Genomic DNA, 15,695 nt, shown 5'->3' on the forward strand with positions numbered 1-15,695 from the left:
GTTTAAAGGCCTTATTATGAAAAAAAAATTACTTGATTTTTTGATTTCTATCCCATTTTTGATGGAACATTCGTCTCTTATTGAATTAAATAGAAAGTCATTTATGTCAGCAAAGCTTAAGTTAACTTTAGTTTTGCTTTTTATATATACTTCATTATGGGCTCAGCCACCACATACATTTACTGCCGATGGATCAGTAGTTATTCCGGCAGGAATTACTACAATGGATATTCAGGCATGGGGTGCTGGTGGAGCCGGCGGAGGTGCTGGTAATTCGGGTTTACTTAACGGGAGAAGCGGCGGCGGCGGCGGCGGCGGCGCATACGCACATGGTACTATAACGGTTAATCCATTATCAGGAATATCTCTAAACATTAAAGTCGCCGGAGCAACTACCGGAACAACTGCTACGGGAGCAACAGGAGGAAGCTCAACAATACAAGGTTTTGAAACTGTTATTTTAGCAGTCGGTGGAGCAGGAGGTACAGCAAATGCTGGAGGTGCAACACCTGGCGGTGCAGGCGGATTAGGTAGCGCTTCGATTGGTTCTATTTCAACAGCCTCAGGTGCAACTGGAGGAAACGGAAGTGCTGCCTTGCTAAGTGTGGGGCTTTCATCTGGTGTTGGTGGTACTGCTGGAGGTATAGGAGGTGGAGCCGGAGGCGCAAGCCGTACGACCGTATTATTAGGTAATGGGCCGGGTATCGTTGGGGATCCACCCGGCGGCGGCGGTAGTGGCGCACTGCATACAGGATTAAATTCTGCGCAGGCAGGTGGTTCAGGTGCCCATGGGCAAGTAATCGTTACTTATACTTGTCCAACTTATAATATTACAGGAATATCGGCAAATAACGTTTGTATTACATCACCAACATCATTAGTTACAGTAACAGGTAGCGCAGCTTCTTTGCCTGTTGGTATTTATACCGTAACATATAGTCGTGGTACACCGGCAGCTACAGGATTAACAGCGTCAATGACAGTAAACAGTGCCGGTACAGGAAGTTTTACAGCTGTAGGTTTAACAACGGCTGGTACAAGTTCAATTACCGTTACTGGATTAACATCAGGAGTTTGTACAGCTACCATTACGGGAATTACTACGAATGTTACAGTTTCTCCGGTAACAGTGCAGGGCGCAGTTAGTGGAGGCACTACAATTTGCAACGGAGCAACAAGTGCACTTTTATCATTAACAGGAAATACAGGGTCGGTTATTCGATGGGAATCTTCTGTGTCCCCGTTTTCAGCCTGGACACCAATTGTAAACACTGCAACCACATATACTTCAGGAGCACTTACAGAAACTACACAATTTAGAGCAGTAGTACAAAGCGGAACTTGTCTTGTAGGGAATTCTGGAGTAACAACCGTTACAGTAAACCCATTACCACAAGGAAGTTTATCTGCGAATGGACCTTTTTGTGCAACAGGAGCTGGACAGTTAACATTTACAGCAACAGCAGGAGTAGGCCCTTATACCATTGTTTATAATGATGGATCGGCAAATCGTACCGCAAACGGTGTTGTAAGCGGAACCCCTTTTGCAACAGTTGGTACACCAGTTATAAGTACAACAACTTATACATTAGTTTCCGTTACAGACACAAATACTAGCTGTATAAGAAGTACTGGTTTCACGGGAAGCTCAGCAACAATAACTGTCAACTCTTTACCACAAGGAAGTTTATCTGCGAACGGTCCTTTTTGTGCAACAGGAGCAGGACAATTAACTTTTATAGCAACAGCAGGAGTGGGCCCTTATACCGTTGTTTATAATGATGGATCGGCAAATCGTACCGCAAACGGTGTTGTAAGCGGAACCCCTTTTGCAACAGTTGGTACACCAGTTATAAGTACAACAACTTATACATTAGTTTCCGTTACAGACACAAATACTAGCTGTATAAGAAGTACTGGTTTCGCGGGAGGCTCAGCAACAATAACTGTCAACTCTTTACCACAAGGAAGTTTATCTGCGAACGGTCCTTTTTGTGCAACAGGAGCAGGACAGTTAACATTTACAGCAACAGCAGGAGTGGGGCCTTATACCGTTGTTTATAATGATGGATCGGCAAATCGTACCGCAAATGGTGTTGTAAGCGGAACCCCTTTTGCAACAGTTGGTACACCAGTTATAAGTACAACAACTTATACATTAGTTTCCGTTACAGACACAAATACTAGCTGTATAAGAAGTACTGGTTTCACGGGAGGTTCAGCAATTATAACGATTAATGCTTTACCAATTCCAGTTTTTTCCGTTCAGCCAGGAGCAACAATTTGTGTAAGTGATAATGTTACTTATACCACTCTGGCAGGACAAACAAATTATCTTTGGACAGTTCCGGGAGTTGCCGGTGTTGATTACAATATTACCTCAGGCGGAATATCAACGAGCAATAATACGGTTTCCTTACAATGGGTAACAACAGGAAGTAAAACAGTTACTGTAAGTTATTCTTTAAATGGATGTGCAGCAGTTGTAAATGCCAGCAACACAACAGTGGTAATAGAGACACTACCGGGAGTTGTAAGTGGAGGATCTCATGTTTGTATTGGGAATTCAAGCCCTTTATTAACTTTAGGAGGTTACAACGGAACTATTGTTAGGTGGGAATATGCAGAATCTTTGCCATACGTTTGGCAGCCAATAAGCCATACAGGTATTACGTATCAACCAGGAATATTATCAACAAGTACGAGTTATAGAGCAGTGATAAAAAACGGAACTTGTACAGAAGCATTTGCCACAGAAACAAGGATAGACATTGATCCAAGACCAGATACACCAGTGCCTGGAACCAAAGTGCAACCCACTTGCGTTAATCCTACAGGCAGTGTAGTTTTGAATAATTTGCTCGCAACACCTAATTGGACAATTAATCAAAGTGGTACAGCTTCACAAACCTATACTAATTCGGGAACCAGTTATACCGTTACCAATTTAGCACCGGGAACTTATTATTTTACTATTCAGGATGGGGCTAATTGTCCTTCGTTACTAACGGCAGGCATTGTGATTACAGCACCTGTTGTTAATATTTGGAATGGATCAGTCTGGTCTAAAGGAAGCCCGCCTATAAGCACTGATAGTGTTGAGTTTGCGGGAAATTATGAAACAAATGGTGATTTGAATGTTTGTTCGTGTATTGTTCATCCGGGAGTTAATGTTACTGTAAAATCTAATAATACATTAACTATTGAGAACGCTGTAAGCAATAACGGCGGAACTTTAATCTTTGAAAATAATGCCAGTTTACTTCAATTAAATAATGTAACTAATACAGGAAATATTATTTATAAGCGCAACACCACTCCAGTACGTCGTTACGATTTTACCTATTGGACTTCACCTGTAACACGTGTTCCGGATTTTACTTTACATGATTTGTCACCTAATACTTTGGGAGATAAGTATAGCAAGTATAATCCGTTGAATGATACTTGGATACCCATTTACAATGGGGCTGCGCCAATGCTGCCTTGTGTAGGATATAGTATCAGGGCTCCTCAAATTTATGATACTGTTATTCCTTTAGTTTATAATGCTTCGTTTGAAGGAATTCCTAACAATGGTCCGTATGCTATTAGTTTAGTAGCAGCTGAAAAATGGAGTTTAATTGGAAACCCATATCCTTCGGCAATTTATGCAGATCAATTTATCGCTGATAATACAGCAAATATTTATGGGACTCTATATTTCTGGACACACAATTCATCTCCTCGTATTATTGTTCCTGGTAGTACATCATCTAGTTATACTGCTGATGATTTTGCAATTTATAATTTATCAGGTAGTGTAAGTGTAGGTGATATGACTGGTACTGGTGCAACAACACCTGGAAATCAGAATCCTCCATTAGGTTACATTGCTGCAGGACAAGCTTTTTTTGTAAAATCAAAAACAGGACAAAATGCTGTTTTTACTAACTCGATGCGAGTTCCTGGAAGTAATAGTCAGTTTTTTAAAAGTGCAAATTCAAAACTCGAAAGACATCGTGTCTGGCTTAATCTAACCAATACACAAGGAGCTTTTAAACAAGTATTAATAGGTTATATTGAAGGTGCAACTGATGGATGGGATACAAATTATGATGGAATCAGTTTAGATGCAAATAAATTTTTGGATTTTTACAGTATCAATGGCGATCTAAAACTTGTCGTTCAGGGACGTGCTTTACCGTTCCATGATTCTGACATTGTTCCATTAGGATATCGATCAGCGATTACAGGTGATTTCACGATTGCTATAGATCATACTGATGGTGTTTTGAGTACGCAATCTATTTACCTCGAAGATAAAAAAATAGGAGTTACGCACGATTTGCGAGCTAGTAATTACACTTTTACAACAGCAATAGGAACTTTTACAGATCGTTTTGTAATACGATATGGTAAACAACTAGGAGTGGAAGATTTCGAAAACTCCAAAATTGATGTTGTTGTTTTTGTGAAAAATAAAAATATTAAAATAGCGTCGCCTAAAGAAACTCTTAAAGAAGTAGCTATCTATGATATTTCAGGGAATATGCTTTATGATAAAAAGAAAATTGGAAGTACGGAATTGCAAATATCAAATTTACAATCAGTAGATCAGGTTTTATTAGTCAAAGTGATTTTAGAAAATGGTCATGTATCAACTAAGAAAGTTGTGTTTTAAATATTTTAAAAAGAAAAAAGCGGGTTGGAATATATAATTCCAACCCGCTTTTTTTTGACTTTTTCCTCAAAAAGTCTTATGTAAACTTTCATTTGTATTACTAAGTGCCTTTTCGTTTTTATAATCGATCCATTTTTGACCTTTAAATTTTCGCATCATAATATCAAAATGGCGCATAATAAAAACATTATAAACTGCTTTTGATAAATTGGTAATATTTTTAGGAAAAGCCCTTAAACTCATAGAGAAACCGGGAGTCAAATATTTCATATAATGCCAATAACCTTCGGGCATATACAACATTTCACCATGTTTTAGATTAGTGATATAACCTTCGACATTTTTAAGAGCGGGAAATTTTTCGTAATCGGGATTGTCAAAATCAATGTCCTCTCTTGAAATTAAGGCATGTGGCACTTTGTACATATATTTGGACTGATCAGGAGCAAAAAGCATGCATTGTTTTTCTCCGTGAAAATGAAAATGCAAAATATTCGAGTAATCGATATCATAATGCATAAATACTCTTGAGTTTTCTCCACCAAAAAACAGCATTGGCATTTGCTTGACTAATTTCAGACCAATATCCGGCCATAGAAAGTCGTTTTTTAATGCTGGCACTTCTTTCATTAGATTATAAAGGAAGATGCGGTAATTGGTAGGTTTTTGTTCTAAAAGATTGATGTAATCGCTCATTTTCATTTTAGTATGAGCTTCATTAAAGCCATCTTCATGATTTACGGGTCTGTTATCGTATAAAGGAACGATGATATCACCTGCGATTTCTTTAATATATGATAATTTCCATTTATGATAAGCCGGCCAATCCTCGGTCAGTTCTTCAATAACAACAGGAATTTGATTTTTTACATATTGGGAAATAAAATCTGATTTTGAGATCTTTTTTACCCTTTCGATTTGCTTTAACTTCATCTCTCTAAATAAAAAAATTGCTTCTGGAACTCAGAAGCAATTTATAAATATTTATCGAATTTTTTGAAGATCTAATTAATTTTTAACTTTTCCAGAAGCTTCAAGATTTCTTTCAATTGTGTGTCCTGGACGTGACCATTTAGGTTTTTCACCTAGTGGAGCAAATTGAGAATCTGCTGCTTCAACTGTTTGTGGCTGCGAAACTTTAACAAATGGTTTTTGTGGAATTAATCCCAATAAGTCAAACATTTTCATGTCTTCGTGAACATCAGGGTTAGGAGTAGTCAATAATTTATCTCCGGCAAAAATAGAGTTTGCACCAGCAAAAAAACACATTGCTTGTCCTTCACGGCTCATATTTGTTCTTCCTGCAGATAAACGAACCTGTGTATCTGGCATTACAATTCTTGTAGTAGCTACCATTCGAATCATTTCCCAGATTTCAACCGGTTTTTCTTCCTCCATTGGAGTTCCTTCAACAGCAACCAATGCATTAATTGGCACAGATTCCGGTTGAGGGTTTAAAGTAGAAAGCGCCACAAGCATTCCGGCTCTGTCTTCGATACTTTCTCCCATTCCAATAATTCCTCCACTACAAACCGTAACATTCGTTTTACGAACATTCTCGATAGTTTGCAAACGGTCTTCGAAACCACGTGTCGAAATTACGTCTTTATAATATTCCTCAGAAGTATCTAAGTTGTGATTGTAAGCATATAAACCAGCTTCAGCCAAACGTTGTGCCTGGTTTTCGGTAATCATACCCAGAGTACAACAAACCTCCATATCTAGTTTATTAATGGTACGAACCATTTCAAGAACCTGATCAAACTCTTCGCCATCTTTTACGTTTCTCCAGGCAGCTCCCATACAAACACGAGATGATCCGCTGGATTTTGCACGCAAAGCCTGAGCTTTTACCTGACTTACACTCATTAAATCATTACCTTCAACGCCAGTGTTATATCGGGCAGCTTGCGGACAGTATCCGCAATCTTCCGGACAGCCTCCGGTTTTGATAGAAAGTAAAGTTGATACCTGAACTACGTTCGGATCATGTTTTTGTCTATGTATAGATGCTGCTTCATAAAGCAAGTCCATCATAGGTTTGTTATATATGGCGATTATTTCGTCTTTTGTCCAATTGTGTTTTGTAATGCTCATCGATACATTGTTTTTGAAGCCTCAAAAGTAGTTAAATTGTTCTAATCAACCAATGTTGAATCCTGTAAATGAATATTTGATAGCTATTTTCAAAAAAGAAACACTCTAAAATCATATAATTATATTTTTTTATGATTTTAGAGTGCTAAAAGATCTATTTTGTTTTGAAAAATTAATCGGCGATATATTTATTGTTCCAGTACAACATCATCATTAATGTGACAATGACCGAAGAAGCAACTCCTTCAAATAATAAACAAATGCAATAAGTTGGTACAGAAGGGTTTCCTCCAAACATAAAAGTTGAAGATAATGTTTTTACATAAGCATCTCCTCCTCTTGCATAGCTGTAAACCAATAACCCAAAAACGCTTAAAGCCACACCAACTACTGAGGTTGCCATTGCAGAAACAGCATTTGAGACAAAATTAGTTTCTCCTTCATGCAGGTTCATTTTCATGGTTCTGTTTACACCATAAAATATAAAAAAAACATTAAGGACACGTAGATAGAACAAATGAGCTAAACCTAAAACGTTCATCAATAAAAAATAAATTCCTATTCCGAGGAATATCAAAAAACCGTTGGTAATTTCTTTAGGTAATTTCATGGTGGTTATTTTTAAAGAAGTTAATAGTAAACATTTGATAAACAGAGTTCTATTTCAAATTTACTAAAAAAATAACTAAGATGATTTAAAAAAACGGAAAAAGTATGCAGAGGATTGTTTAAAAAAATGCGTTGTCGAGTATAGTCCCAATAAGGCATTTTTTCTCCCAAGATTTAACTCCAAAAGGAGAATATCCCGTAGAGATTTCATATAAATACTGTCTAAAATACAGGTTTTGGAAAGCCTTAAAAAAGGAAAATAATCTTTTAAAGCTGACTCACAAATGCCAAAGCATTCATCTTATCCTGATTTAATTGTTCTTTCAATAAATCTACCGAACCAAATTTTTGCTCTTCACGAAGATATTCTAATAAGGAAACTTCGATTTTTTGACCATAAATATCAGCATCAAAGTCAAAAATATTTACTTCGATGGTTTGTTTTTGCCCATTTACAGTTGGATTAAAACCAATATTCATCATTCCATAAACTTCCTTTTGATCGACAATGGCTTTAACTACATAAACACCATTTTTAGGAATCAACTTGTAATCTTCTTCAATTTGGATATTTGCCGTTGGAAAACCAATAGTTCTTCCCAACTGTTTTCCTTTCACAACTTCGCCAGTCAAAAAGTAATCATAACCCAGATATTCATTGGCCAGAGCCATATTTCCTTCATTCAGTGCTTTTCTGATTTTGGTAGAACTTACAGAAACATCCTGAATTTCCTGAGCCGAAATCTGCTCCACTTCAAAACCATATTCGGCACCAAAAGCGATGAGGTCGTCAATATTTGCTGTTCTGTTTCTTCCAAAACGGTGATCGTGACCAATAATTATTTTCTGAATATGAAACTGATCCACTAAAATAGAATGCACAAATTCTTCGGCAGTTAATCTTGAGAAACTTTCGTTAAACGGATGAATAACAAGATTTTCGATTCCGGTTGCTTCCAGAAGTTTAGATTTTTCAGAAATAGTATTTAAGAGTTTAATTTCTGATTTTTCTTGTAAAACCATTCTCGGATGCGGAAAAAAGGTAAGTACTAAACTTTCGTATTTTCCGTTTTCAGTATTTTGAGTAATTCGTTCCAGAATTTTTTTATGACCAATATGTACACCGTCAAAGGTACCAAGAGTTAAAATCGTTTTCTTGGTTGACTGAAAATCGTTTATAGAATGAAAGAGCTTCAAAACAAATAATTTAAGATGGTGCAAATTTATACTATCTATTTTAAATTTGGTACTCTGCTTAATTGATTTTTGACGAGATTGTATTTCTTTTTGTGAAAAAGAGCTAACTCGTCGAGTAAAAAGCATTAAATGTCGTATTTGTGTAAGAATTTAATTTAATTCGTTTAATTTTGAAGTTTAAACGCCCTCTGAAGTATGAAAAAATATTTACTTTCTTTATTAATAATGTTTTGTTGTGTTAAAACTCATGCTCAAAGCGATGATTTATGGCAACAAGTTAGTTCAAATAATGCTCTTAGTAAAAGAGCAAATTCTGTTGATTCGGATAAATTGTACTATAAATTAAATACAGACTTTTTGAAGGCGAAACTTTCTGCTACAACAAATAAAAGTTCAAAAAGTAGTACTGCAGAAATTACAATTCCGAATGCAAGAGGTGTTTTAGAACGTTTTCAGGTTTGGGAATCTTCAAATTTTGAACCTGAATTGCAAGCAAAATATCCTGAAATCAGAGCTTATGAAGGTAGTGGTTTAGATGATAAAACGGCTAAAATTCACTTTAGTGTGGCACCAATTGGTATGCAGACTATGGTACTTCGTGCCGATAAGCCTACAGAATTTATAGAGCAAAATCAGGATGACAAAACGGGATATGTACTATTTACTTCTAGTGCAAATCTTAGTTCAACTTCACGATTAGCATGTGGAGTTAAAGATTTTTCTTCAGATAACAGTTCAACAAAAAAGACTGCAAAAACCACCGCAAACAATAAAGTTTTCAAAACACTGAGATTAGCATTGTCTTGTACAGGAGAATATACTGCCTTCTTTGGAGGTACAAAAGCAGGAGCACTTGCCGGAATGAACGCTTCTATGACAAGAGTCAATGGAGTTTTTAACAAAGATCTGGCCTTGCAACTAGTTTTGATTGCAAATAACGATGCTATAATTTATACAAATGCAACCACAGATCCATATTCTAGCTTTGCCGATGGCACAAAAGATTACCCAGGTACGAGCGATTATCAAGTATGGAATATTGAGGTGCAGAATAATCTAACAAGCGTAATAGGCGAGGCAAATTATGATATTGGGCATTTGTTTACGGCTCAAGGAGGAATGGGAAATGGAGGGTGCATAGGTTGTATTTGTGCTAGTCCGCCAGCAATAAATAAGATTGGTAAAGGAAGTGCTTATACAGCTCCGGCAGCCCAAAAGCCTCAGGGAGATACTTTTGATATTGATTTTGTAGCTCATGAAATAGGGCATCAATTAGGCGCAACGCATACTTTTTCTTATTCTATAGAAGGCACCGGAACTAATGTTGAACCAGGAAGCGGTTCTACTATTATGGGGTATGCAGGCGTAACAGATTATGATGTTCAAAGCAACTCAGATGATTATTTTGCTTATGCCACCATTTTACAAATTCAAAATAATCTTGCTGGTAAAAGTTGTCCGGTTAGTACTTCTTTAACTAATAATCCTCCGGCGATTAATGCAGGTTCAGATTATACGATTCCAATAAGTACTGCATTTGTTTTAACCGGTACAGGTTCAGATCCCGAAGATGATTCTATTACCTATACCTGGGAGCAAAATGATAGTGCAACCACAACTTCTGGAGGAAATAGTATTGTGTATCCTACAAAACCAGATGGTCCATTGTTTCGATCACTGCGTCCTACAAGTTCGCCAGTTCGATATATGCCAAGTTTTAATTCAGTACTTCAAAATAAATTGACGGCAAATTGGGAGTCGGTTTCATCCGTTGCCAGAACGTTGCATTTTACCTTAACAGGGCGTGATAATGCAGCTTTAGGAAAAGCACAAACCAATACAGATGAAATGATTGTAACCGTTGCTTCATTTGCAGGGCCATTTGCCGTTACATCACACTTAAATAAAGATGTAAGTTGGTGGCAGGGATTAAATGAAACTGTAACCTGGAGCGTAAATAATACAAATACTTTGTTTGGTTCGTCTACAGTAAATATAAAATTATCGACAGATGGAGGTTTAACTTTCCCGATAACTCTGGCAGCAAATACGCCAAATGATGGTTCAGAAGTTATAACGCTCCCTACAAGTGTACCTTCGTCAAAAAATTGTAGAATTTTGATTGAACCGGTAGGGAATATTTATTATGCTATAAACAGTGAACCATTTGCAGTAGGGTATACTTCGACAACAACTTGTGATACGTATGGTTTTGGAAGTTCTTTTAGTATTCCGTATGGAAGTTCTTTTACTTCTAAAACTATAACAGTACCTGCTTCAACGGGAATAGTGACGGATGTAAATGTTTCAGTAAATGTAACTCATGACAGGCTTTCTGATTTAGAGATTCAGGTTGTCAATCCGCAAGGAACAGTTGTTCGTTTGTTTAACCTAGGCTGTACCGGGGTAAATTCCACATTGGCGGTACAGTTTGATGATGATGGAGTATATTTAGATTGTAATAAAACAACTTCACAAATTGTGCTTCCGGTTGATGTTTTGAGTGTTTTTAATGGTCAGAATCCTCAGGGAAATTGGACTTTTAGAGTTCGTGATAATGTTTCAGGAAATATCGGAACAATAAACTCTGCTTCGATAAATATTTGCAGCCAAAATTTTACTTTAGGAACGCCAGACTTAAATACTATAGATTTTGTTCTCTATCCAAATCCAAATAAAGGAAACTTCACCATTCAATTTGAAAGTGACGCTACAAATAGAGTTCAGGTTTATGTACATGATATTTTAGGTAAAAAAGTATATTCTAATTCTTTTGATAATACATCTAATTTTAATCAAAACATTCAATTATCAGATGTGTCTTCAGGCATTTATCTTGTGACAGTAATTGATGGCGATCGAAGAACAGTTAAGAAAATTGCTGTAAACTAAAAATCTGTAAATTCAAATATTTAAATTCCAAATTCCAATAACTGTAAAGTTGGAATTTGGAATTTTTTATAATTATTGGTTAGTAGAGACGCAGATCAGTGCGTTTTCTGTAAATTAATTTTGCCCACAGATTTTGCGGATTAAACAGATTGTCACAGATTTCTGCTGTAGAATAGTTTATTAATTCTATCGATTAATACCGTAGGGAGATACGGGAGTACGTTTTCGCAATCCAGATAAATAATATTTAACCAGTGTAAACCTGCTTAATCCGTAAAAGCCGCGGGCCAACTAACTTGGAATTTGGAATTTATTTTTTGAAGTTTTCTGAAAGGATTATGAATTCGCCATTGCCATACAAACAATGCTAATTTTTGTACCCGGGATTTTTAATAAAGCACGAGAACAAGCTTCGAGCGTTGCGCCAGTTGTAAGAACATCATCGATTATTAGAAAATGTTTGTTTTGATATTCTTCTGAGATTTTTGAATCAAAGATATTTTCGATATTGTCAGATCTTCCTGCGAGATTCTTTTTTGATTGTGTTTTAGAATATATCTTTCGATATAAAATAGAATCATTGTACGGAATATTCAATTCTTTAGACAAAGCTTGTCCAAAAGTAGTAACCTGATTATAACCTCTTTCTTTTAATTTTTTTGGATGAAGCGGAACCGGAATTATTATATCAAAAGGAGTTTCGAGATTCAATCCTTTTAAATCCTCCACATACCAATTCCCTAAAACAGTTCCAATTTCTTCATGACCTTTGTATTTCAGATTATGAATAAGTTCCTGAACGATTCCTTTTTTATTAAAATACAAAAGCGCCGAGGCATGTTCGATCTCAATTTTGCCATAGAATTTTTTGACAGCTTCATTTTTAGGATCTAAATGATATTGAGTAAGAGGCATTTCATGACGGCAGCTGGTACATAAAACAGTTTCATTTGTGACTAAAACAGTATGGCATCCGGCGCAAACCTTGGGAAAAAAGAGGTCAATTATAAAATTAAACACAAATAGAAAGAATTTAGTTACAAAACTAACGAAATCAATCCTGCAATCTTTATAATTTTTCTTTTTTTTAAACGTACTTTTTATATTTTTGCATCACTATGGCAAAACAAGAAGATATATTTAAGAATGTGGTTTCGCACGCAAAAGAGTACGGATTTATTTTTCCGTCAAGCGAAGTATACGATGGATTGAGTGCAGTGTATGATTATGCACAAAATGGTGTCGAGTTAAAAAAGAATATCCGTGAATATTGGTGGAAATCAATGGTTCAGATGAATGAGAATATTGTGGGCCTTGATGCTGCAATATTGATGCATCCAACGACTTGGAAAGCTTCAGGCCACGTTGATGCTTTTAATGATCCGTTAATTGATAATAAAGATTCAAAGAAAAGATATAGAGCTGATGTTTTAGTAGAAGAGTTTGCTGAAAAGTTAAATATAAAAGCTAAAACAGAGATTGATAAAGCCAGAGTTCGTTTTGGTGATGCTTTTAATGAAGAAGAATTTGTTACAACAAATGCCCGCGTGGTAGGATATCTTTCAAAAAATAAAGAAATTTTAGCAAGGCTTGCAAAAGGTATGAGCGAAGATCTTCAGGATGTAAAAGCTTTAATCGAAGAATTAGAAATTGCCGATCCTGAAACTGGTTCAAGAAATTGGACAGATGTAAAGCAATTCAACTTAATGTTCGGAACCAAACTTGGAGCTTCTGCAGATTCTGCAATGGATTTATATTTACGTCCGGAGACTGCACAAGGTATTTTTGTGAATTTCCTAAACGTTCAGAAATCAGGTCGTATGAAAGTTCCTTTTGGAATTGCTCAAACGGGTAAAGCTTTCAGAAATGAAATTGTTGCAAGACAATTCATTTTCCGTATGCGTGAATTCGAACAAATGGAAATGCAATTTTTTGTACGTCCGGGAGAAGAAATGAAATGGTACCACCACTGGAAAGAAGCTCGTTTAAACTGGCATTTATCTTTAGGGTTAGGAAAAGAAAATTACCGTTTTCACGATCACGAAAAACTTGCACATTACGCAAATGCAGCGGCTGATATCGAGTTTAATTTCCCATTCGGATTCAAAGAATTAGAAGGAATTCACTCAAGAACTGATTTCGACTTAAAAGCACATGAACAATATTCTGGTAGAAAATTACAATATTTTGATCCTGAATTGAATGAAAACTATGTGCCGTATGTAGTGGAAACTTCAGTTGGTTTAGATCGTATGTTCCTGGCTGTTTTTGCAACTTCATTACAAGAAGAAACTCTTGAAGATGGTTCAACAAGAACAGTGTTGAAATTACCATCTGTTTTGGCGCCAACAAAAGCGGCTATTCTGCCATTGGTTAAAAAAGACGGTTTACCTGATATCGCCAGAAAAATTATTGAAGATTTAAAATGGGATTTCAGTGTTGCTTATGATGAGAAAGATGCTGTAGGACGTCGTTACAGAAGACAAGATGCTCTTGGAACTCCGTTTTGTATTACAGTAGACCATCAAACTATCGAAGACGAAACAGTAACAATTCGTCATAGAGATACAATGAAACAAGATCGTGTAAAAATTTCTGAATTGAAAGACATTATTGAAAACGAGGTTTCTATGAAAAACTGGTTGATGAAAATGTAAATTTTTATACTTAATAATATGAAATCCCAAATTCCTTTATGGAATTTGGGATTTTTTTAATTCAAAAATGTGTATTTTGTCGATGAAATTTGCATTTCAGCTTTATGTTTTAACATTTGTTTGTAATGTATTAACATTGAAAAGTTTAGATAAATGAATTGCGTAATTTTAATTGCCAAAAATATATTAAAAGTAAGTTTTTTTAAAAGCATTGATGAAACTAAAGGAATAGTTGTCGTGGATTTATGAGAAATCAACAAAAACTAATAGAGAAAAAGTATTCGTATATTATTATTGATGACGATGCAGAAAGTATTTTGAAGACCAAAACAATTGTAGAAGGTTTTTCAGAATTAACTTTTGCAGCATCGGCGACGAATTATCTGGAAGGCTTAAATTTAGTTTTGGAGCACAAGCCTTCAATTGTTTTTCTCGAAATAGATCCCAAAGATTTATCCAGTAATTTATCGCTTGCTTTTATCAATGAACTACACAGGTTTTTATCCGTTTTGCCTAGAATAATTGTTACTACTACAAAAAAAGAATGGGCATTTGACGCTATTCAATACGGTGTTTTTGATTATATCTTAAAGCCGATATCGACAATTGATATGCTGAAAAGTACTCTCAAATTAAACAAAGAAGTTGTCGAAGTCAATACTGTAAGTACTTGTCAGGAAATTACTTCCGCAATAATTCCGAATGAAAAAGCTTCGCAAATTGTTGAAAACTCATTATTAATATGTGTAAAATCTTACGGAGATTATCGCTATATTAGCTCATCAGATATTTCATATTTTCAAGCTGATAATAATTCGACCGATATTTATTTAAATTCTGGTGAAATGATAACAGCTTTTAAGACATTGAAACATTTTGAGAGTATTTTGCAGTATCCGTTTATTCGAATTCATAATAGTTATATTATTAATCGAAATTATATTGCGAGAATTCATAACGGTAACTCAATCTGTTACATTAAAAATTCTTCGAAGAAGATTCCTTTTTCGAAAACCTATAAATCAAACGTAGATTTAATTATTGCTGATTTTGCAGCAGGAAATTATTTAGAAGTCTAAAAACTAAGTAATTACACGTATTTAACGTCCATTGACTATCAATTGGGCATGTTCTACCATAAACCGGTTTTTTCCTGTAGGTTTTTTCGTTTGTAGTGTTAGTTTTACACCATGATTCGCGTCCCAGCGATGATTCTCCAAAACAATAAATAAAACACTTAAAACCTCGAAATCATGAAAAAGGCAGCTTTAACAATCGGATTATTTTCTTCAATAATGGTAGCAACTTCATTTGCAACTCCAGAGAAAACAAATAAATCAATTGCAGGAAATATTGATATAATGATCGGTACAGATGGTACAGGTTCGCAAAGAGGAAATGACAGAAGAAAGACTGATGAGTATAGAAAATCAAACGAATCTGATTTAAGTTATAATCAGGTAAAAGGTTTTGATGCTGTAAGTCAATCTATGAGAACTGACAAAAAAATAGACTAATAAATAAGTTAATATAAAAAAATAGGCTGTCAAATTTTTGACAGCCTATTTTTTTATATATAG

The 15,695-nt window shown here is 35.5% G+C and carries 10 protein-coding genes; 5 read left to right on the plus strand and 5 right to left on the minus strand.

All coding sequences use genetic code 11. From position 1 onward, the window contains the following. Positions 1 to 16: 16 nt before the first annotated feature. The gene (locus LPB88_RS09855; RefSeq protein ID WP_230715069.1) at positions 17 to 4,663 is read left to right on the plus strand and encodes a T9SS sorting signal type C domain-containing protein; all 4,647 of its coding nucleotides are present in this window, start codon (positions 17 to 19) and stop codon (positions 4,661 to 4,663) included. A 66-nt stretch (positions 4,664 to 4,729) separates the two neighbouring features. On the opposite strand, the gene LPB88_RS09860 is transcribed toward LPB88_RS09855, so the two are convergent. The 4 genes from LPB88_RS09860 to LPB88_RS09875 all read right to left on the minus strand — a co-directional run bounded on the left by LPB88_RS09860 (position 4,730) and on the right by LPB88_RS09875 (position 8,566). Continuing rightward, the gene (locus LPB88_RS09860; protein ID WP_230715071.1) at positions 4,730 to 5,596 is read right to left on the minus strand and encodes a cupin-like domain-containing protein; all 867 of its coding nucleotides are present in this window, start codon (positions 5,594 to 5,596) and stop codon (positions 4,730 to 4,732) included. Between the two features lie 75 nt (positions 5,597 to 5,671). Continuing rightward, positions 5,672 to 6,760 carry a biotin synthase BioB gene (gene bioB / locus LPB88_RS09865; RefSeq protein ID WP_230715073.1) on the minus strand — a complete coding sequence of 363 codons (1,089 nt, stop codon included), beginning with the start codon at positions 6,758 to 6,760 and terminating at the stop codon, positions 5,672 to 5,674. A 172-nt stretch (positions 6,761 to 6,932) separates the two neighbouring features. Continuing rightward, positions 6,933 to 7,370 carry a hypothetical protein gene (locus tag LPB88_RS09870; RefSeq protein ID WP_230715075.1) on the minus strand — a complete coding sequence of 146 codons (438 nt, stop codon included), beginning with the start codon at positions 7,368 to 7,370 and terminating at the stop codon, positions 6,933 to 6,935. Between the two features lie 266 nt (positions 7,371 to 7,636). Next, the gene (locus LPB88_RS09875) at positions 7,637 to 8,566 is read right to left on the minus strand and encodes a bifunctional riboflavin kinase/FAD synthetase (protein ID WP_230715076.1); all 930 of its coding nucleotides are present in this window, start codon (positions 8,564 to 8,566) and stop codon (positions 7,637 to 7,639) included. A 195-nt stretch (positions 8,567 to 8,761) separates the two neighbouring features. Between LPB88_RS09875 and LPB88_RS09880 the strand changes: the two genes are divergently transcribed. Next, complete coding sequence (locus LPB88_RS09880; RefSeq protein ID WP_230715078.1) at positions 8,762 to 11,458, plus strand: reprolysin-like metallopeptidase; 2,697 nt, start codon at positions 8,762 to 8,764, stop codon at positions 11,456 to 11,458. A 336-nt stretch (positions 11,459 to 11,794) separates the two neighbouring features. On the opposite strand, the gene LPB88_RS09885 is transcribed toward LPB88_RS09880, so the two are convergent. Then, complete coding sequence (locus LPB88_RS09885; RefSeq protein ID WP_230715080.1) at positions 11,795 to 12,478, minus strand: phosphoribosyltransferase family protein; 684 nt, start codon at positions 12,476 to 12,478, stop codon at positions 11,795 to 11,797. A gap of 98 nt (positions 12,479 to 12,576) precedes the next feature. Between LPB88_RS09885 and LPB88_RS09890 the strand changes: the two genes are divergently transcribed. The 3 genes from LPB88_RS09890 to LPB88_RS09900 all read left to right on the plus strand — a co-directional run bounded on the left by LPB88_RS09890 (position 12,577) and on the right by LPB88_RS09900 (position 15,632). After that, complete coding sequence (locus LPB88_RS09890; RefSeq protein ID WP_230715082.1) at positions 12,577 to 14,115, plus strand: glycine--tRNA ligase; 1,539 nt, start codon at positions 12,577 to 12,579, stop codon at positions 14,113 to 14,115. Positions 14,116 to 14,360: 245 nt separating this feature from the next. Then, a complete protein-coding gene (locus LPB88_RS09895) occupies positions 14,361 to 15,194 on the plus strand; it encodes a LytTR family DNA-binding domain-containing protein (RefSeq protein WP_230715084.1) in 834 nt (277 codons plus the stop codon). 174 nt (positions 15,195 to 15,368) lie between these two features. Continuing rightward, positions 15,369 to 15,632 (plus strand): hypothetical protein, encoded by a 264-nt coding sequence (locus LPB88_RS09900; RefSeq protein ID WP_230715085.1) that lies wholly within the window; start codon positions 15,369 to 15,371, stop codon positions 15,630 to 15,632. Positions 15,633 to 15,695: the final 63 nt, after the last annotated feature.

The organism is Flavobacterium sp. JAS (assembly GCF_020991455.1).
In the GTDB taxonomy this organism is placed as follows: Bacteria; Bacteroidota; Bacteroidia; order Flavobacteriales; family Flavobacteriaceae; genus Flavobacterium.